At 42.6% G+C, this 18,707-nt stretch carries 17 protein-coding genes and 1 pseudogene; 7 read left to right on the top strand and 11 right to left on the bottom strand.

The window, feature by feature from the left end:
- On the top strand, positions 1 to 405 hold a 405-nt coding region (locus tag V7K46_RS16400), incomplete at its 5' end, for a hypothetical protein (protein WP_335114867.1).
- Between the two features lie 73 nt (positions 406 to 478).
- Here V7K46_RS16400 and V7K46_RS16395 read toward each other — a convergent pair.
- Positions 479 to 907 carry a DUF2358 domain-containing protein gene (locus tag V7K46_RS16395; RefSeq protein ID WP_335114865.1) on the bottom strand — a complete coding sequence of 143 codons (429 nt, stop codon included), beginning with the start codon at positions 905 to 907 and terminating at the stop codon, positions 479 to 481.
- A 12-nt stretch (positions 908 to 919) separates the two neighbouring features.
- Positions 920 to 2,074, bottom strand: coding sequence for a glycoside hydrolase family 10 protein (locus tag V7K46_RS16390; RefSeq protein WP_335114863.1), 1,155 nt, complete (start codon positions 2,072 to 2,074; stop codon positions 920 to 922).
- 374 nt (positions 2,075 to 2,448) lie between these two features.
- Here V7K46_RS16390 and uvsE point away from each other — a divergent pair, with 374 nt between their 5' ends.
- The 3 genes from uvsE (at position 2,449) to V7K46_RS16375 (ending at position 5,395) form a co-directional block, all read left to right on the top strand.
- Complete coding sequence (gene uvsE, locus V7K46_RS16385) at positions 2,449 to 3,405, top strand: UV DNA damage repair endonuclease UvsE (protein ID WP_335114861.1); 957 nt, start codon at positions 2,449 to 2,451, stop codon at positions 3,403 to 3,405.
- Positions 3,406 to 3,616: 211 nt separating this feature from the next.
- On the top strand, positions 3,617 to 4,480 hold the full coding sequence (locus tag V7K46_RS16380) for an alpha/beta fold hydrolase (protein WP_335114859.1): 864 nt from the start codon (positions 3,617 to 3,619) through the stop codon (positions 4,478 to 4,480).
- A 459-nt stretch (positions 4,481 to 4,939) separates the two neighbouring features.
- Entirely contained in the window at positions 4,940 to 5,395 is a 456-nt protein-coding gene (locus tag V7K46_RS16375; RefSeq protein WP_335114857.1) for a pentapeptide repeat-containing protein, read from the top strand.
- Between the two features lie 450 nt (positions 5,396 to 5,845).
- Here the strand turns inward: V7K46_RS16375 and V7K46_RS16370 are convergent, their stop codons facing one another.
- Entirely contained in the window at positions 5,846 to 7,957 is a 2,112-nt protein-coding gene (locus V7K46_RS16370; RefSeq protein WP_335114855.1) for a M3 family metallopeptidase, read from the bottom strand.
- 262 nt (positions 7,958 to 8,219) lie between these two features.
- Here V7K46_RS16370 and V7K46_RS16365 point away from each other — a divergent pair, with 262 nt between their 5' ends.
- Entirely contained in the window at positions 8,220 to 8,894 is a 675-nt protein-coding gene (locus V7K46_RS16365; protein ID WP_335114853.1) for a Uma2 family endonuclease, read from the top strand.
- 387 nt (positions 8,895 to 9,281) lie between these two features.
- A complete protein-coding gene (locus tag V7K46_RS16360) occupies positions 9,282 to 10,190 on the top strand; it encodes a hypothetical protein (RefSeq protein ID WP_335114850.1) in 909 nt (302 codons plus the stop codon).
- 255 nt (positions 10,191 to 10,445) lie between these two features.
- Here V7K46_RS16360 and V7K46_RS16355 read toward each other — a convergent pair whose 3' ends face one another.
- Together V7K46_RS16355 and V7K46_RS16350 are read right to left on the bottom strand one after the other, a co-directional pair.
- The gene (locus tag V7K46_RS16355) at positions 10,446 to 12,266 is read right to left on the bottom strand and encodes an ABC transporter ATP-binding protein (RefSeq protein ID WP_335114848.1); all 1,821 of its coding nucleotides are present in this window, start codon (positions 12,264 to 12,266) and stop codon (positions 10,446 to 10,448) included.
- A gap of 68 nt (positions 12,267 to 12,334) precedes the next feature.
- Positions 12,335 to 13,156 (bottom strand): DUF6816 family protein, encoded by an 822-nt coding sequence (locus tag V7K46_RS16350; RefSeq protein ID WP_335114846.1) that lies wholly within the window; start codon positions 13,154 to 13,156, stop codon positions 12,335 to 12,337.
- A gap of 304 nt (positions 13,157 to 13,460) precedes the next feature.
- Here V7K46_RS16350 and V7K46_RS16345 point away from each other — a divergent pair, with 304 nt between their 5' ends.
- Positions 13,461 to 13,799: a carbon dioxide-concentrating mechanism protein CcmK gene (locus tag V7K46_RS16345; protein ID WP_335114844.1), complete on the top strand. Its 339-nt coding sequence runs from the start codon at positions 13,461 to 13,463 to the stop codon at positions 13,797 to 13,799.
- Between the two features lie 5 nt (positions 13,800 to 13,804).
- Here the strand turns inward: V7K46_RS16345 and V7K46_RS16340 are convergent, their stop codons facing one another.
- From V7K46_RS16340 to V7K46_RS16315, 6 genes and pseudogenes are all read right to left on the bottom strand, one after another.
- Positions 13,805 to 14,209 carry a ChuX/HutX family heme-like substrate-binding protein gene (locus V7K46_RS16340; RefSeq protein WP_298911033.1) on the bottom strand — a complete coding sequence of 135 codons (405 nt, stop codon included), beginning with the start codon at positions 14,207 to 14,209 and terminating at the stop codon, positions 13,805 to 13,807.
- A 37-nt stretch (positions 14,210 to 14,246) separates the two neighbouring features.
- A complete protein-coding gene (locus V7K46_RS16335; RefSeq protein ID WP_335114842.1) occupies positions 14,247 to 15,200 on the bottom strand; it encodes a PhoH family protein in 954 nt (317 codons plus the stop codon).
- A gap of 274 nt (positions 15,201 to 15,474) precedes the next feature.
- Complete coding sequence (locus V7K46_RS16330; protein ID WP_335114840.1) at positions 15,475 to 15,909, bottom strand: KH domain-containing protein; 435 nt, start codon at positions 15,907 to 15,909, stop codon at positions 15,475 to 15,477.
- Positions 15,872 to 16,132, bottom strand: coding sequence for a 30S ribosomal protein S16 (rpsP, locus tag V7K46_RS16325; RefSeq protein ID WP_012409382.1), 261 nt, complete (start codon positions 16,130 to 16,132; stop codon positions 15,872 to 15,874). Before rpsP ends, V7K46_RS16330 begins: the two co-directional genes overlap by 38 nt.
- 310 nt (positions 16,133 to 16,442) lie before the next feature.
- Positions 16,443 to 17,909, bottom strand: coding sequence for a signal recognition particle protein (gene ffh / locus V7K46_RS16320; protein ID WP_335114838.1), 1,467 nt, complete (start codon positions 17,907 to 17,909; stop codon positions 16,443 to 16,445).
- Between the two features lie 181 nt (positions 17,910 to 18,090).
- Positions 18,091 to 18,576: pseudogene (locus V7K46_RS16315) on the bottom strand (hypothetical protein).
- Positions 18,577 to 18,707 lie beyond the last annotated feature (131 nt).

Genomic DNA, 18,707 nt, shown 5'->3' with positions numbered 1-18,707 from the left:
TCAGAAAACTTGCAAAATCTAACTACCTTTTCAAAAATTAACTCACCATTTACAGAGCTAACGCGAAGTATAACCGAGCTTCCCAAAATTAACTCGCTATTTGCAGAAAACTTACGGAGTTTAACTGAGCTTCCGAAAATTAACTCACCATTTTCAGAAAACTTGCAAAATCTAACTACCTTTTCAAAAATTAACTCACCATTTACAGAGCTAACGCGAAGTATAACCGAGCTTCCCAAAATTAACTCACTATTTGCAGAGCTAATACCTGGGAAAAATGAGCTTACAAAATTTTCAGCACAAATGCGTAGTCTAATTGAGATTCCAAAAATAAACTTACCAGGTTTAGAAGCAATAAAAAATATTACTCCTTATTCAAAGTTATATAATCTTAGACTACCGTAAATCACATTCTTGATCTGCAATCGGCTGATCGTATCTTGGAATTTAGTGCAGTAACTTGTTATAATGCTGCACTTTAGCTCTCTTTTTCTCTTTGCCAAAACTGCCGTAAAATCTCCCCTGGTTTACGATCCCATGTGTCGATATGCTCGTATATCAAATTATCTTGGTTGAGTTTATACGTTGAATATCCATTAAAAAGCAAACCAGCTTTCCAAGGAACGCGCAACACTCCCCGCACTGTCCACTTTGCTAAAATCGTATCTTCGGCTGACTGATAAACTTCATGCACATCAAAGTAAATTTGGGTAAAAAATAGCCGAGCGTGAAATCGCAAAGTCCAAAATATAATGCGATAGTTAAATTTGTATTTGAATGTATTTACCGGATCTTTAAAATAGATATCCTGTGTATAGATGTCATAGGAGATATCTTTTTGAAAAAGTGTTGGTAAATCCTGTTTGAGAGTTTTAATTACCCGTTCCACTGGCAATTTAAATTCCATGCACCTTTTCCCTTAAAAAAACTTTTTTAACAACCTCTCTAACCCTTGCCAAATTGAAGATGATCTGCTGTTGTCTACACCACTCCTACTCAAATCTAATAGAGTAGGAAATGATGCAGACTTAGCATAAGGCCCATTTCGCAAAACTTTAGCTAGGGTATTATTATTCTCGCGCAGACCTTCGTAAAAAAAGAATACCTCTCCTTGAATGCCAAGTTGGCGATTATATTCAATTGCCTGCACCAAATATTCGGGACTTATACAATAACTGCCAAGCCTCATCAATATTCCCGGCGCTAACTTGGGCAACGTCGCATCTGTGAACTGCTGGTTTACTAGTTTATCAGCGATCGCCTGATAACTCCTAAAGTCACGGCGATAAATCTGCGGCTGAATCATATCAACTATTCCCCGCTTCAACCAGGTGGGTGAATCTTGCAGATATTCCTGGAATGCCCAATCATAAATATTAGGTGCGATCGCTACTAATAAATTAGGATTAACTGCTTTCACCTCCCGGTAGAGACGCGCCAATAACTCAGTGAGAATATCTGCACGCCACTGTAACCATTGTCTGTCCTTGGGGTTCTGTGGTGGATTGTGAGCAAATTGCTGATGATAACGTGCTACAGTTACCTGATCATAGCCACCTTCAGAGGGGAATGCTGGGAAGCGATCGTCACCTTGAACACCATCCACATCATAATTCTTCACAACTTCCAGCACCAAATTCAATAAGAATTCCTGGACCTGTGGGTCAAGTGCATTCAACCACTCAAAGCCGTTTTTCTTCAATAAGTTACCGTTATAATCACGCGCAGCCCATTCCGGTTTTTTCTGTAAAAGTATACCGCCATTCAAATTGTAGGAACTAGCAAAGCCGTATTCAAACCAAGGAATGACTTTCAACCCAACTCGTCGCGCCTCAACCACCACTTCTTCTAAAGGGTCGCGGCCTACAGACATCGGGTCAATTTCGACTCCAAATGTCTGCTGCATTGTTTGACTAGGATATAAAGTTACTGCCTTGTTCCAAACAACGGGGAATACCACATTAAATCCTGTCTCGGCAAGGAAATCCATCGCCTCGGCAATGCGTTGTTTTGACCTGAGAACTTTACTATCAGTAGTGGTCAGCCAAATACCACGTGTTTCTATTATTGCCATTTCTATAAATTGAAATTCTCGGCGCTGGACTATCTAAACATTGATTAGCCAACGATACCGCGCCTGTATTATTGTGTAAATCCCATAGGCAAGCAAACTTAGTACACATCGGCAAAAATAAACTACTCATTCCAAATCGCTCAAAGCTGCGAAATTCGAGCTTTTTGACTTTTGACTTCCGCGCAGCGGTACTAGTGCCACAATACCCAAAAGCCATGCTTGTCCCAATGATAGCACTGGGCTTTATTTACCGAAGTGAAATTAGTGGAGTGCCGTGACTTAAGAGTTCATTCTTTAGGTAGTCGTAAGTCGGTGGCAGAACTTGTTTAAATTAAAAAATCTTCAAAATAAACAATAGTTAGTAAATATAGTTAATGACTGTAATCGAGTTCCAAAATTTACCGAATGCACAGCAGTGTCAAAAAATTACACTGCCCAACTTAGGGCTAGTTTGCATCACCTCTGACAAACAAGTGCGCTTTCGGACAATGACGCGCACACGTTACTTAAAACTTTCCCTTAGTGAACGTGAAAGCGCCCTGAGTGAACTGTATCAGCATAACTTACAACGCTTGCATGACGCCCTCTCGTTTTGTCAGCAGAATCAAATTCAGCTGTATCGGATGTCTTCTAATTTATTTCCTCTAAGTGACTTAGAAGACGAAATCGGTGCAAATATATTAGAGGCAATGAGTGCTGATTTAGCAACAATCGGTCAACGAGCAAATGCATTGAGTATAAGAATGGTGTTGCATCCAGATCAATTTGTAGTGTTGAGTTCTGATTCTTCCTCAGTGGTACAAGCAAGTATCAATAATCTAGCAGGACATTCCCGTACACTTGATTTACTGGGCTTACCGCGATCGCCTTGGTCATTGATGAATATTCATGGTGGCAAATCTCAACGTACTGAACAACTAGTAAAAGTAATTTCCTCACTACCAGAAAATATCAAAAGCCGCTTGACTCTAGAAAATGATGAATATGCGTATAGCGCCAATGAAATTTTAGCAGTATGTCAGCAAACTGGCGTGCCGATGGTATTTGATGCCCATCACCATATTTGCCACGAAAATTTAGATAGCTACGATCATCCGAATGTAGCATCCATGTTTTATGCAGCGCAAGAAACTTGGACAAATCCAGATTGGCAATTAGTCCATATTTCCAATGGTGAACAAGCTTTCAATGATAGAAAACACAGCGACTTGATTACCGATATGCCCAACGTCTACCACCAAGCACCGTGGATCGAAGTCGAAGCCAAACAAAAAGAAAAAGCGATCGCATATTTGCGCTCTTGCTGGCTAATGAAAAATAATTGTATCTAAATTAACACGAAAGTTTTTAGCTGACGAAAGTTTGTAGGGGTTATCCATGCAACACTATAAATGTAGTGCGTAAGATTTCATAGTGTTTGTTACTGTACATCACTATCGTAATACTGTCTTTCAATAAATGTGAGTTTGCTCAAAATAATATTACACTTATTAAGTGCAGTATGATTATTTAGTATTTGATAATGTTGATATTTTATTAATTATGTCTTTAATAGAAAGTTATTGCAAACACGATTATATAACTACTAATGGGGTGAAACTACACTACGTTACCCAAGGTGAAGGCCCCTTAATGTTGATGTTGCATGGGTTTCCTGAGTTTTGGTACTCTTGGCGGCATCAAATACCAGAATTCGCCCAAGATTTTAAAGTAGTTGCCCTTGACTTGCGTGGCTACAACGATAGTGATAAACCAACAGAGCAATCAGCTTATGTAATGCATGAATTTATCCAAGATGTTGAAGGAGTAATTAAAGGATTAGGATACGAAAAATGTGTATTAGTTGGACATGATTGGGGTGGTGCGATCGCTTGGAATTTTGCCTATGCTCACCCCAAAATGCTGGAGCGATTAATTATCCTTAACCTGCCTCATCCTGCCAAATTTGCTCAAGGTTTACGCACTCCCCAACAGTTGCTGCGTAGTTACTACATGTTTGTCTTTCAACTACCGTGGGTACCAGAATTACTTTTACAATCTTCAGACTACCAAGCAATTGAAACAGCTTTTAAAGGTACAGCAGTTAACAAAAGCGCTTTTACCAAAGCGGATATTGACGCTTATAAAGATGCTGCTGCAAAACGCGGTGCCCTCACAGCAATGTTGAACTACTACCGCAATATTTTTCAACAGAGAATGCTAAATCCAAGTTGGGACGTTCTGGAAGTGCCAACACTGATGATTTGGGGAGAAAATGACACTGCACTCGGCAAGGAACTAACCTACGACACCGCAACCTATGTCAGGGACTTTCAAATCAAATATATTCCCAATTGTGGCCATTGGGTGCAGCAAGAACAACCTGAATTGGTTAATCAGTATATGCGAGAATTTTTGAGGACTTAGGGACTTCCAAATAAAAAAATGTCCCAAAACTGACGCAAAAACCCTCTCATTTTTCCTTTCTCTGTGTCGCGCCAGTTGCTTCAAGTCGGGGAACCCGCCCAACGCACTGGCTTCTCTGTGTCTCTGTGGTTCGTTTATTTTGATAATTTATTTCTTGGAAGTCCCTTAAGCTAATAGTATTTGCTAAAAAGTATAAATACTTATCAAAATAGCCAAATTATGGCGAGTAGTGCAAGCTTTTAAAAAGATTTAACAGTGATTTAACACTGGCAGTTTTTTAGGGTTTATCGAGTAAAAATCGCCAAAAATCAGAATTAATTGCATTTTTGATCTCATTTTTATCTCTGCTTCATATTACAACTAACTTGTCAAGAGATAGATTGACCTCACGAAGTTTAGTGAGATAATAGAGTTGTGAGGGACAGAACGGACGCAACTTGATTATTAAGGGGGAAAATTATGAAACTCCAGCTATTAGCGGCCATTGCCTTAGCAACTCCCCTATTTTTCGCTAGCTCGGTTAGAGCCGAGAATCCGCAGGACTTACAAAAGCTGCTTTCAACTGGGGAATGTACCCAGTGTGATCTATCGGGAGCTAACCTCAGTGGCGCTCATTTAATTGGTGCTGACTTGAGAGGCTCAAAGCTTCAAGGAGCCAACCTTGTAGGGGCTAACCTTGAAGGTGCTGACTTAACAGGTGCAAACTTGGCAGGTGCTAACCTAACATCAGCTTATGTAAGCAATGTGAATTTGAAGCAAACCAATCTCAACAGGGTAAATTTTACTCGCGCTACCATTCACGATTCTAATGTGTATAAAGCATCAATGAATGATCTCAATCTTACTGATGCCGAAATATTTAACACTGGAATCGGGATTGGTGGAGAAGATGCCGAGATTCCCGATTGGAAATAGGTCCAACTGATTAGGCAGGTTAAAATAAACACAACATAGGTTTTTGCAGGTTTTAAATCAGAGAAACTGGTTTTTTGCCAGCATTATCCTTAAAATCTGCCTATACAAAAATAAAAAATGAACCCCTTCTGCCTTGTAATCAGTTTACTATGACGAAAGCAGAGGGGGTTTCTTATTGGGATTGAGCCAATATCCACGTAAATAATGATCCTCCCTAACCCTTTTTAAAAAGGAAGGAATTAGAGCAAGCCTTTTTAACGCCTTGTGATTACCAACATCTTTATAAAGTGGTTGTGTAATCAAATCGGCAGCCCAACACATATCCTGTAATCTCAACCAATCCCGCCATAAGGTCTACCAGGTTGGCAAACCATCTCCAGCTAAGGATTGTTTGCAAAGATTTGATGCCAGTAGAGACGTTGCAATGCAACGTCTCTACAGAGGTATTGTTTAGTTTACAGATGCACTAACTAAACCATTGTGCCTGAGCAAAGCGATCGTACTTGGTTCACGACCTCGGAAAGTTTTAAACACCTCCATTGGATGCTGACCACCACCGAGTGCCAGCACCGTATCCCGATAACGCTGACCTGTAGCTTTTATAGCTTCTTCATCTTCTAGCCCAGCTTCTTCAAAAGCGGCAAAAGCATCAGCACTCAGTACCTCAGCCCACTTATAGCTGTAGTAGCCTGCTGCATAACCACCCTCAAAAATATGTCCAAAAGCACATAAAATTGAATCTTCTGGAAGTGGTGGTAAAACCATAGTAGTCTTAGCTATACGATGACGCACATCTGACGGAGTTTCATTACTACCAGGGCGATAGCGGTAGTGTAATTCTAAATCAAGACTGCTCAGGTGGATCTGCCGTAACATGGCAGATCCACTCATATAATTACGCGCCGCTAGCAGCTTTTGATAGTAATGCTCCGGTAGGGCTTCACCAGTTTCGTAATGCTTCGCCATTCCAAATAAAGTGGGTCGCTCATAACACCAGTTTTCCATAAACTGACTAGGTAGTTCCACTGCATCCCACTCCACGTTATTGATGCCTGCGGCTCCGGGATAGTCAACCTTAGTGAGCAGATGGTGCAATCCATGACCAAACTCGTGGAACAAAGTCTCTACTTCATAGAAAGTCATCAAACTAGGTTTACCATCTACGGGAGGACTTTGATTACACACCAAATAAGCTACAGGTAAGCGGATGGCAGTGACACCATTTTCAGTGATTTTGCCCCGATTGATGCACACATCCATCCAAGCACCACCGCGTTTCTCTGCTGGACGGCTGTAGGGGTCTAAGTAGAAGTAGGCTATGGCAGAACCAGTTTCATCAGCAATTTGGAAATAACGGACATCCTCATGCCATACTGGCGCTTGACCATCGGCAGAGGTGACAGTGACGCCAAACAGCCGCTTGACTAGTCCAAATAAGCCGTCTAACACTTGGGGAAGAGGGAAGTAGGGACGCAATTCTTCAGCGGTAAAGGCAAATTTTGCTTCTCGTTGGCGTTCTGCCCAAAAGCTGATATCCCAGTGTTTTAAATCCGTAGCTTCTGCTGCTCCCTGTGCCGCTGCAAAAGCTTTGAGTTCTGCCAAGTCTTTGACAGCAGCATCATAACTAGCGCGGCGTAGTTCTTCTAACAGGGCGTTGACTGCCTCAACGTTGGGAGCCATTTTACTAGCCAGGCTTAATTGAGCAAAACTTTTAAAGCCTAGTATATCTGCGAGTTCTTGGCGCAACTTCAAAATGCGCTCAATTAAGGGGTTGTTATCTAAATCGCCACCAGAAGCGCGGGTGATATAAGCTTTGTAGAGCTTTTGGCGCAAATCTCGACGAGTGCTGTGCTGCATGAAAGGGCCGTAGCTGGGGAAGTCTAAAGTAATCCGCCAGGGACCATTTTCAAGTGTGGCGTTGCTTTCGCCAGCTGCACGAGCACCTTGGGCTGCTAAACTCACTAAGCTTGGTGGTAAACCGTCAATTTCCGCTTGTGTTGTTAGGGTTAGGCTGAAGGCTTTAGTGGCATCAAGTACGTGGTTAGAGAATTTGGTAGAAAGTTCTGCTAACTCCATCTGTATGGCGTTGAAACGCTCTCTTGCCTCTCCTTCTAAGCCAACACCAGAAAGTTCAGCATCTCGAATCGCGGCTTCTACAATGCGCTGTTGAGCTAATTCTAAAGTTGCCCAACTATCACTGGTACGGAGTGCCTTAAAAGCATTGTAGATGGGTTGGCTTTGACCGAGCTTGTTGATAAACTGTACGACTAGTGGCTGTACGATTTCATGAGCTTCGCGCAGTTCGGGGCTATTTTTAACACCCATTAAATGATTCACCACCCCCCAACTCCAGGTAAGCTGTTCAGTTAGCTTTTCTAAGGGTTCTACTAAACCACTCCAAGTAGGCTCTACATTAGCCTCTAAGGTGGCAAGCTGCTGGTCAAGTTCTGCCAGCAACTGATTGAAGGCTGGTACTACTCGTTCTGGTTTAATCTCTGCAAAGGGAGGTAAACCAACGCCTTGGAGTAGGGGATTGTCGGAAATAATAGTACTTGCACTCATGGTTTTGTGTGAACTGCGGATGAATAAAAATCATTGTTGATTTTTATATATATATCTTCTAATGTAGCGATCGCTGTGCTAAATAGTCTTGTCATTCTGGCAATATAGCAAAAAAAACGAGAGTTACTCAGAAAATTATCTTGATACAGCTATTTTGTTTGGTTTATGAACGATATCTGACAGGCAACAGTTCCAGAAATATCAGCGAAAGTCTCTGAGATAATATAATCATGCACTCATCCTTTCAATCAGGTGGCTAATTATGACTAGCCTCTTACCCAGTTCTCAACCAACAGAAGTTTTTTACCCAAGCTCGGATGGTGAACCTTTGGCAGAAAGTTATGTTCACTTATATGCTCTACTGGCAACTTTAGAAGTATTGAGGCAATATTTGCTAGGTAGGCAAGCAACGGTTTTGAGTAACCAGTTTCTCTACTATGCTCAGGGTTTTCCGAAGTTACGCGTAGCTCCAGATGTAATGGTGATTTTTAATATCGCTCCTGGAGGTAGGGATAATTACAAGATATGGGAAGAGGGACAAGTGCCTGTAGTAATCTTTGAAATGACCTCGGAGGGGACTAAAAACCAGGACACGGGTTTCAAGAAGACGCTGTATGAGCAGTTAGGGGTACTGGAATACTGGTTATTTGACCCTAAGGGAGAGTGGATTAAGGAGCAATTGCAAGGGTATCGGCTGCAAGGCGAGGTGTATGAGCCAATTACAGATAGTCGATGTGAACCTTTGCAGCTGCGTTTGCAAATAGAGGGACAATTGATTGGTTTTTATCGAGAAGACACTGGGGAAAAGTTGCTGATTCCAGAGGAGTTGGCAGAGGCGCTGAAACAGGAAAGACTGATGAGGGAACAAGCCCAGTCGCAGGTGGAAAGGTTGAAGGAACATTTACGATCACTTGGTGTTGACCCTGATACTATCTAGCCATACATTTACGATCGCTCTTAGCGGGTGCTTCACATGATCGCAGAGTCCATTCACCTACCTCAACCTGAGCAAAGGCGATCGCTAAAAAAGATCATAACGTATTATGTCAAACAGGTAGCTTGTCTGCCAGCATGGGCGTTACCCTGAAAGCACAGTTTCAGCCCAAGAATCCCACGCTTTCAAGGACTGAGAGTGTCCAATTAACTTAGCGTGATCAACCGTCCTTGCCGAACCGAGAAGGGAGGCTCTATTTTTATGATTTTATTTGGCAACTCATCTTTTTACTCGTAAAATCGAAGACAAGATCAAGGTCAGTAGAAAAGAGTCTCTAAATTAATGAGTACGTTAATCAGTCACGGTGGAAGATCTATCATTAAATTTCAGATGGTAGATCGGATAAATGATATCGTTTGGCAGGCTCACCAAGGTAGCGTTGCTGCGATTATTCAGCTATTGAACGAAAAGCTAGCCAAGTCTGGTGTCAGAACTAGAGCCATTTTTTCTAATGGTGTCTTACAACTTCTGTGCGAGGCGGCTAGGGTAGAGCAACTTGAGCAATCTCCCCTAGTAGAACAAATCCAGCAAATTCTTGAGTCCATCGCCCCGCGTCACATTCGCCGAGTCAATATCAACAGTCGAATTGTTCGCGAACAACAATTACTTTGGTTAAAGGAAATAGATAGCGATCGCGAAAACCAATTGCTTTGGTCACAGGAAATTACATTAATTCAGCCCAATATTATAAAGCAACTAATTAAAGATTTCACAGAAGCTCAAGCTGAACTAGGAAAACCAAATTTCCCTAAAACTCCAGTCTCTCGTCCTTTAGTACTTATCAACAAAGAAAAACACGAAAATAAACTGAAAAAAAAGATATTAGCAGCGGCTGGTTTATGCTCACTTTTGTTGCTTGGTTGGGTTGTTTATGCCCAGTTAGGTAATAAACTGAAAAACCTAATGCAACTAGAAACTTCCAAATCTCTAACTACAGAAAATATTAACGATAATAAAGCCCAGACACCATCCCGTGTTCCTAACAATAGCCTTTCTGAGCCATCTGATGACCCATTTGCAATATCTGTGCGAATTGCCAACCAAGCTTCTGCATCTGGTAAAACAGCCACAACCTCAACTCAGTGGTTAGAGATTGCTGCTAAGTGGCAACGAGCTTCAGATTTAATGGGTACGATGCCACAAAACCACAACCGTTATCAGGAAGCTAAAATTCGGACTCAACTATATAAGAAATACAGTGAGGCGGCGCAGAAAGAAGCCGATAAGAGTAAATCTTAGTTTTTTCTTATTGGAAGACTTTGATTACTGATTAGTATTTTAGCAGTAGTGAATGGATTATTTATTTTATTTACTTCTCGCACTTGACCTAAGCGCGTAAAACGAATTTCAAATAGCTTTCTATACCTATGGCTGATAACTTGCATTTCTCTAAAAAGGACTTAAACCCTTTGCTAGCATGGATTTAAGTCCACTAAGGCTATCAGCCAAGAAATTTATTTCTTGGCTAGAGATTGAGCAGGTGCAAGATATAAGTTAACTCAGAAGTTCTCCTGTTTCTTGCAGGGAGTGCAAGCGGCGGTAAATGCCCTCGTGACGCAAGAGTTCATCGTGGCTACCCACTTCTACAATCTTTCCTTGCTCCAGAACCACAATTTTATCTGCTTCTCGCACTGTGCTTAGACGATGGGCAATCACGATGGTTGTACAAGTGCCCTGAATCGATCGCATTGCTAGCTGAATCGAACGCTCAGACTCATAATCTAAGCTAGAGGTGGCTTCGTCAAAAACTAGGACGTCTGGTTTCACTAGCAACGCCCTGGCAATTCCCAAGCGTTGTCTTTGTCCTCCAGATAACCTCACACCTCGTTCTCCTACGATGGTGTAATAACCTTGGGGTAAGTGCTGCACTACTTCATCGACTCTGGCAATTCTACAGGCTTCCTGAACCTGCTCCAAGCTGGCATCTGGTCTACCGTAGGTGAGATTATCCAATATAGTACCGTTAAAAACGTCTACTTCTTGGTGAACGATCGCTAATCTCCGTCTATATTTACCCACATCCAAAGTGCGAATATCTTGACCATCAATCAGAATTTGACCTGATTGAGGTTCAAAATATCGCAACAACAATTTCACTAAAGTAGACTTACCAGAGCCGGAACGTCCCACTAATGCCACTGTTTGGTATGGCTCAATCAACAAGTTAATATTTTGCAAAACTTGACGGTTAGCATCATATCCAAAACTGAGGTGTGACAACTCAACTTTTCCAGTAAATTTATAAGGTGATTCTGTTTGGTTGCTCTCTTCTAAAAGACTAGCTGAATCAGATGCAGTTGGCTCTTGGAGAAATTCGTGAAACCGCAACATGGAAGAGTAACGACGGGCAAAAACTTCTGCCAAGGTAGTAATAGGTTCTAATTCGGCATATGCCATGCTAGAAAGAGTTAAGGTCATCACAAAGTGACCAAGAGAAATCCTCCCATCTATTGTTGCTGCTAAAGTCAAACTCAGGATAGTAAACACGCATAACTGAATTATGGTTCTTTGCCAAGTAGCCAGTTTCACATAACCTTTGTGGATGCGATAATCAAGGATCATTAATTCCCGATCTAAACGTTGCTTTTGCCGTTTCAGTTCCCTAGCTTCTGTAGCAAATGCTTTCACCGTTTTGATATTGGTGATCAGTTCAGAATTGCGGCTTTCGGTATTCTCTGCATATTTATTCAGACCACTTTCATCCCTAATCAATTGCTGTAAATCCTTCAAGCTGAAGCTGAGAATAATTACAAAGGAAATTAGATATAAAATCGCAATTCGCCACTCAATCACCAAAATAAACACAAAAATTCCCAGTACACGAACCAGTTTAGGAATAAACTGTCCAGCGATTTCGGGATACGCCCAAGTGTGGTTCTCAACACCTCTAGCTACTCTTCCGGCGATGCGTCCGGGGTTATTTTCATCATAAAATTCCAGTGGGAGAGTAAGAATTTTGGCAATGGCTGCTTCGGTTTTCTTTCGACGTGACCTAAAACTTATATCCCAGTGAAACCAAACAGTCAACCAGGGCTGTGTTGGCGCTCTCACTACAGTGACAACGAAAATTAAACCCAGTAATACACCCAAAGATAGAAGTTTATTAACAGGGTAATTGGTAATGTTTGAAACAATTGCGATCGCACTTTCAAGTGGTTTATCCAAAGGTTGAGTAGACAAAACATTTAAAATCTGTCCGATCGCATAAGGGACAACCAAATCAATGATTTCGTAAATGCCGGATGTCGCAATACTAAAAAGACCTAGCTTCCAGTCAGAGCGAAAGTAATTGACAATATCTTGAAATTTGGCCATGATGCACACCGTCCAAGAGCGCGATCGTGAGCTTGGAATTTAATCCAGTACAATTGTACTACAAAAAGTCAAGGGCTAATAGGTTTAAATGACTCCTTTGAAGTAGTAGGCATTTGCGCTGGAACAAATTCTAGGCGATAGCGATAGAGGGCGACAGGTCGAGAACCAGCTTTAAAGTAATCTGGATCTTGGGGTGAAAGATAGACAGCAGTAACTTGATCTGCCTCAATCGCCAGATTAGCTGTTGGTAGTTTATGATAAGCAGTGGTAGATTCTACAGAGTTGAAATAGGGGCGTGAACCGCCTTTAAATAGTTGTTGAAACACTTCTGTGGTGATGAACTTGTTATTAGGGGCAGTTTCTGTGGCCCGTGCAGTCACAATGGAAACAAGTTGGTGACTGTTACGCAAGAATGTAATCTGACGATTAGGTGAATCTGGATCTACTTTAACTAATAATACTGCTTCATCCCCTAAATAAGCCCGTGCCAAATTCAAGCTATTAAACGCTCTATCTGCGATTAAAATTGGGGATTTGTAATCTGTCTGAGGAAATATTTTTAACCCAGGAAAATGTGGTTGCTCTTTCAAAAATCTTACTACAAAACTCATCGGCTGATTTAATTGTCGGCGATTACCTTCAAACCCTGGTGTTACGATATCTGGTGCTAAAGGCGCAACTAAATCTACCAACGTACTCGTAACTTGCCAATAACCAGCCATCCATTCAGGGTAAACCAAATCACCCGAAGCCGGTTGCACTGAAGTTAATTTTTCCCATTGGGGAAAATTTGCTAACCGTTGAGATAACTCTCCTGCAAAAGCTTCGCCACTCCACAATAGGAAAAAAACCAGCAAGCAAAAACTCCAAATTACCTTCATTGTACGCATTAGCAGTTTTGTATTTATCGATTAAAAATTAAGTAAGTTTTTGTAAAAAATTAAAAGTTTGTACTAAGTGGTTTAACGCTCAAGCGCTGACTAAAAACTAATCACAGAGTTTTACTTTTTTTGGATAGTTCAGTTTATTTGCGCCAATTTACTTAATCTATGAGATAATAATGCATTTCAGATATTGTGTATTATTCTGCTAATTATTCACCCACAGAATATCGTTTAGTCACTAATTTACCATCACAAAGAGCCAACATAGTTAAAGATACTTAACCCCACAATCCCAAATTATGGTAACAGCATGACATTAGCATTAGGCATGATTGAAGTTTATGGCGTTCCCACAGCAGTAGAAGCGGGAGATGCCATGTGTAAAGCTGCCCGTATCACCCTTGTTGGTTATGAAAATACTGATTTGGGACGAATTACCGTATTAATTCGGGGGGTTGTGGGCGAGGTAAATGTGGCGATAACAGCAGCACTAAAGGCGGTTCTGCGAGTTAACGGTGGCGAGGTGCTTTCTTACCATATTATTCCCCGCCCCCACGAAAATTTAGAATATGTTTTACCGATTCATCGCAGTGTTGATGTGGAGCAGTTCAGTGCAGATATCCGATTTCCTTCACCCCTATCAGTTTAGCCGGATTAAATTTCTGCTGGTAAAGGTTGCCAAATATCTCCATATTGCTCCCGTAAAGCTTGCCAAGTTTCTACCTGACCTGATTCATATTCTCCCGGTTTACCCCATTGCAAAAATAGGCTTAAAGCAGGCTCCTGTTTCTCATCTAAAAACCGAATGGCATAGGTTGTAAAATTACCCCTTTTCGCTTCACCTGTTTCAAATTTTACTTGAGTAATTTTGTCCATATTCAAGTGAAACTCAAAGCCTTCGGTGTGCATATTCGCATACTTACCCTTTGGTAATTCTGCATAAAATAACTTTTCTAGCTTACCCCTTGCTTCTAATACAGCAGCACTGCTAGTAACAATTAGGCGCAATGTTCCAAGAGTCTCACAAGCTGCTAAAAATTCTTTCAAAGTAGTACTCATAAATTATTATCCTTTGTTATTTGTTGATGCCCTATGTCTATTTTTCGTATTGTTCATAAGCAGCGACAATGCGCTGAACTAAAGGATGGCGCACGACATCTTTTTGGGAAAATTCGCAAAAGGCAATGCCTTCAATCTGTTTTAAAACTTGTAAAGCCACTCCTAAACCCGATTGTTGATGAAGTGGTAAATCAGTTTGTGTCATGTCGCCTGTAATCACCATCCGAGAACGGAAGCCCAAACGAGTCAAAACCATTTTCATCTGAGCAGGTGTAGTATTTTGAGCTTCATCCACAATTACAAAGGCGTTATTTAAGGTGCGTCCCCGCATATAGGCGAGTGGTGCGACTTCAATCACACCACGTTCCATTAAACTGGGTACTTTTTCTGGGTCGATGAATTCATAAATAGCATCGTAAAGTGGGCGAAGATAGGGATTAACTTTCTGCTGCAAGTCTCCAGGCAAAAAGCCAAGTTTTTCACCGGCTTCGACGGCAGGACGAGTTAAAATTAGCTTTTCAACCTGGTTAGCAAGGAGTGCTTGCACAGCGACAACAACGGCAAGATAAGTCTTGCCGGTACCAGCAGGCCCAATCCCAAAGGTGAGGTCACGCCTACGGAGTGCGTCGATATATTGGCGCTGGCGAAAGGTTTTAGCACGGACTTCTTCACCCCGACGAGTTTTAGCAAGGATATCTCGCTGTAAATCTTGTAGTTCCTCTTGACGATCGCTTTCTATGGCTTGACGGGCTGTTGAAATATCGGCACTAGAGATGGCATTGCCTTTAATCCAGAGGTCTTCAAGCGATCGCACTAATCGAGAAGCCAGATCAATTTGCCCTTGGGTACCAGAAATCAGTAATTCCTGTCCGCGTAGCACTAAACTGGCTCCTGTTTGCCGAGATAGGGTTTTGAGATTTTCTTCTCCTTCTCCTGCAAGAGCCATCACACTGGGAATATTCGGCAGCTGAATTGTTAAGGCACCTGCCATAGTATTTCTTAATTGGTGAGGATCTGTGTTTGACAAAGGTTAATGTTTTCTCGCCAAGGGCGAAATTACGCTTTTATTACTTACATTTTGGAAAAATCTTGGCAACAAATGAATCGGCTGTAGGGGCGTACAACTGTACGCCCCTACTATCAGCAGTATGGTACTGGTGAAGTGTTCAAAAAAAGATCCAAAAATCTTTTTGCTACTTTCCATCTTTACAAAAATTCTGAGCGGAGGTGATCACAACCGCTCAGACTTGCTCTGTAGTTTTAACCTAGCGGAGACGGGGCTTAACAATGGGTTTAGGCCCATCATTTGCCCGCGGTTCTCTCCTAGTCGGCGGTGGCGATCGCTCTTCTGTGTCTTCATCAAAAGACATACCCTCGCGGCCCGGCGTGGTGCTGCCGTAGATATCCAGGTATACTGATTGCCCAGCCGCGGCAGCTGCTGCGGCAATTACTGTACGAATCGCCTGAATATTGCGTCCCCCTCGACCAAACACTTTTCCTTTATCTGTGCTATCAAAGGCTATGCGAACCCAAACCCGATTTAGGGTTTGAGAAATTTCACAATCGACGCTTAAAGTCTCTAGAGATTCTAAAAACGGCTCCACCAAAAACTGAACCAGCCCAAGATAGTTGGGACTAGCTGTTGGAGATATTGTTGCGGAATTATGATGCGGCTGTGGCACTGACCTGTTCAAAAACATTGGCTTTTACTAAAATGCGACGGACGGTATCAGTGGGTTGAGCGCCTTGTTGTAGTCGCTTGACGATGCCGGGAACGTCTAGTCGCACTTCATCGGTTCTGGGGTTGTAGAATCCCAACTCTTCTAGGGGACGGCCATCGCGGCGAGCGAGGTTGTTAATGGCGACAATGCGGTAACTTGCTTCCCGCTTTTTACCGAATCGCTTCAAGCGCAGTTTGATCATGGTTGAAGAATCATTCTCCTGTTGGTTGTTAGATATTAGTTAGTAACTAGTTGCTGAGGAAGTAGCCTAAATCTGGCTGCTGCCGATAAATTGAGGGTTAGTTTCCTCTGCTGATAAATTATGAGGTCGAAATGCTAATTTTAGCACTGCCTAGCATTTGCTGCTATTAGTCATTAACTAAACGTGAGTTCGATGGGTTATATGGTGTCCGCCTAGTTAGTCGAATCAAAAGACCTCTAAGAGGTTTTACTACGTAAAACCTGTCCCTCTGGGAGTGGGAGAGGTTTGTCAAACTCACGTTAACTAATGACTAAAGATTGCCAAAACCTTTTTTCTTTTTATCTTTGGTTTTTTTCTTTTTCGTGCCTGTGGCGTCACCACCATAACCCCGCCATCCTGGGGCAGGAGGACGATTACCTGCACCTGCGAAGGCATTACCCATACCGCCGCCCCCGAACATTCCCGGCATTCCAGGGAAGCCACCTTGACCCATTTGCTGCATGAGCGATCGCATTTTTTGGAAATCGCCCACTAGTTTAGTCACATCTGACTCTCTATAGCCTGAGCCAGAAGCAATCCGCCGCCGCCGACTGGGTGAACTGGCTAATAAATCGGGGTCGTGGCGTTCTTGGCGAGTCATGGAGTTAATCATCGCCTCACAGCGCTTGAGCTGGGTTTCTCCCTGCTTGAGTTGATCGTCTGAGAGCTTGTTCATCCCTGGAATCATCTTGATGAAGCCTCCCAGAGATCCCATGTTCTTCAGCATCCGCAACTGCTTGAGAAAGTCAGTAAAGTCAAACTTCGCTGACAGGATTTTCTCCTGCATTTTCTCAGCATCTGCTAAATCAAACTCTTCCTGGGCTTTTTCTACCAGGGTGAGAACGTCGCCCATTCCCAGAATCCGCGATGCCATGCGATCGGGATAAAACGGTTGCAGTGCCTCGACTTTCTCACCCACGCCCACAAACTTAATCGGCGCTCCCGAAATCTTTCGCACCGAAAGCGCTGCACCACCACGGCTATCACCATCTAGCTTGGTGAGAATCGCCCCAGTAATTCCTATCTGCTCATGGAAGGTACGGGTAAGATTAGCTGCCTCTTGACCAGTCATCGCGTCCACCACCAACAGAGTTTCATCGGGTTGGACAGTTGCTTTGATCCGGGCTAATTCAGCCATCATGTCTTCGTCAATTTGCAGGCGTCCAGCAGTATCAATAATTACTGTGTTTACACCTTCTGCCCTGCCGCGTTCTACACCTTGCCTTGCAATTTCTACTGGGTCTGCGTCGCTTCCTAGTTCAAATACTGGTACGTCAATTTGCTTACCCAACGTCACCAACTGGTCGATCGCTGCTGGGCGATATACGTCTGTCGCCACCAACAAACAGCTACGCTCTAATTTACGGAGATGTAAGGCTAACTTAGCGGTAGCTGTGGTTTTACCAGTACCTTGCAACCCAGCCATTAGCACAATAGTAGGCTGTTCTTGGGCTTCTGCTATGGGAACATTTTCTTCTCCCATCACCTGCACCAGTTCATCGTGAACAATTTTGATAAACTGTTGGTCAGGTCGCACACCGCTAATCACCTCGGCTCCCTGTGCTTTGGCTTCGACTTCGCTAATAAAATCTTTGACTACCTGGAGATTGACATCTGCCTCCAACAAGGCGCGGCGCACTTCGCGCAATGCATCTTGAATGTTGGATTGAGAAATTTTGTCCTGTCCCCGCAGTTTTTTCCAGGCGGATTCTAAACGGTCAGATAATGCATCAAACATAATGTAATTACAGGTAGTTCGCCAATGGAGAATTCTAAACCGCCGATGAATGCGATTTGGAATTTCCGCTAAAGTTTAAACGTGCTATCTACCAGCTTAGTATTTTTCACCGCGACTGTAGCAATCAGATACCTACTTTTATTGAATTGAGGACTGGGGACTGCGATACTTGAATACTCTTTTATGATTGAGTTGCTGCCGGTTTTGAGAGCTGTTGTTGATAAAAGCGGACAACTTTTTGCACATAGTCAGCAGTGAAACCTTTGTTGCAACCTGTATAGTTACCAGTCATCCACCAACAAGCTGCGCCACGCACAGATGCAATTTCATTATTGTTGGTGGCGCGAAATTGATTGCTTAACTCCCGGCGCGTAATACAGGATACAACTTGGCGGGCGATCGCAGGGCTGTTTTCAAACTGCGTCGGTGTTAGTTCTCGTTTGAGACAAGTTTTTGACCAGCCTTTGAGGGTTTCTGGCTTAACTTGCCATTCACTCTAATATCCATCGTTGGGATTTTTTGTTTGCGGTGCAGCCTGTCGCAACGCCTCTACCATCGCCGCAACTTGGGTATTAGAAATCGGCTGCTGTGCTTGAGCTAATAATGGCAATAGTCCGAAGCTGACAATAACTCCGTTGAGTAGTAATCCAATGGGATTTTTGATCATGAGGTAACATCCTATGTGTTTTAATGAACAGATTAACGACTAGCTTTTTCAAGGTGACTCGCAAAATCTCTTATTTTTTCTCAGCGCTCTCTGTGACTCTGCGGTTTAAAAATAATTTTATTTAACCACAG

The sequence above is a fragment of the Nostoc sp. genome (assembly GCF_036917395.1).
Taxonomy (GTDB): Bacteria; Cyanobacteriota; Cyanobacteriia; order Cyanobacteriales; family Nostocaceae; genus Nostoc.
This window is presented reverse-complemented; position numbering and strand designations above follow the sequence as displayed.

What these genes read in the sequence shown, in the direction of transcription:
- ffh (WP_335114838.1), bottom strand. Translation starts at nt 17,909, where the DNA reads ATGTTTGATGCATTATCTGACCGTTTAGAATCCGCCTGGAAAAAACTG.
- V7K46_RS16390 (WP_335114863.1), bottom strand. Translation starts at nt 2,074, where the DNA reads ATGGCAATAATAGAAACACGTGGTATTTGGCTGACCACTACTGATAGT.
- V7K46_RS16350 (WP_335114846.1), bottom strand. Translation starts at nt 13,156, where the DNA reads ATGCGTACAATGAAGGTAATTTGGAGTTTTTGCTTGCTGGTTTTTTTC.
- V7K46_RS16365 (WP_335114853.1), top strand. Translation starts at nt 8,220, where the DNA reads ATGACTAGCCTCTTACCCAGTTCTCAACCAACAGAAGTTTTTTACCCA.
- rpsP (WP_012409382.1), bottom strand. Translation starts at nt 16,132, where the DNA reads ATGATCAAACTGCGCTTGAAGCGATTCGGTAAAAAGCGGGAAGCAAGT.
- V7K46_RS16380 (WP_335114859.1), top strand. Translation starts at nt 3,617, where the DNA reads ATGTCTTTAATAGAAAGTTATTGCAAACACGATTATATAACTACTAAT.
- V7K46_RS16345 (WP_335114844.1), top strand. Translation starts at nt 13,461, where the DNA reads ATGACATTAGCATTAGGCATGATTGAAGTTTATGGCGTTCCCACAGCA.
- uvsE (WP_335114861.1), top strand. Translation starts at nt 2,449, where the DNA reads ATGACTGTAATCGAGTTCCAAAATTTACCGAATGCACAGCAGTGTCAA.
- V7K46_RS16340 (WP_298911033.1), bottom strand. Translation starts at nt 14,209, where the DNA reads ATGAGTACTACTTTGAAAGAATTTTTAGCAGCTTGTGAGACTCTTGGA.
- V7K46_RS16375 (WP_335114857.1), top strand. Translation starts at nt 4,940, where the DNA reads ATGAAACTCCAGCTATTAGCGGCCATTGCCTTAGCAACTCCCCTATTT.
- V7K46_RS16395 (WP_335114865.1), bottom strand. Translation starts at nt 907, where the DNA reads ATGGAATTTAAATTGCCAGTGGAACGGGTAATTAAAACTCTCAAACAG.
- V7K46_RS16335 (WP_335114842.1), bottom strand. Translation starts at nt 15,200, where the DNA reads ATGGCAGGTGCCTTAACAATTCAGCTGCCGAATATTCCCAGTGTGATG.
- V7K46_RS16360 (WP_335114850.1), top strand. Translation starts at nt 9,282, where the DNA reads ATGGTAGATCGGATAAATGATATCGTTTGGCAGGCTCACCAAGGTAGC.
- V7K46_RS16355 (WP_335114848.1), bottom strand. Translation starts at nt 12,266, where the DNA reads ATGGCCAAATTTCAAGATATTGTCAATTACTTTCGCTCTGACTGGAAG.
- V7K46_RS16370 (WP_335114855.1), bottom strand. Translation starts at nt 7,957, where the DNA reads ATGAGTGCAAGTACTATTATTTCCGACAATCCCCTACTCCAAGGCGTT.
- V7K46_RS16330 (WP_335114840.1), bottom strand. Translation starts at nt 15,909, where the DNA reads ATGTTTTTGAACAGGTCAGTGCCACAGCCGCATCATAATTCCGCAACA.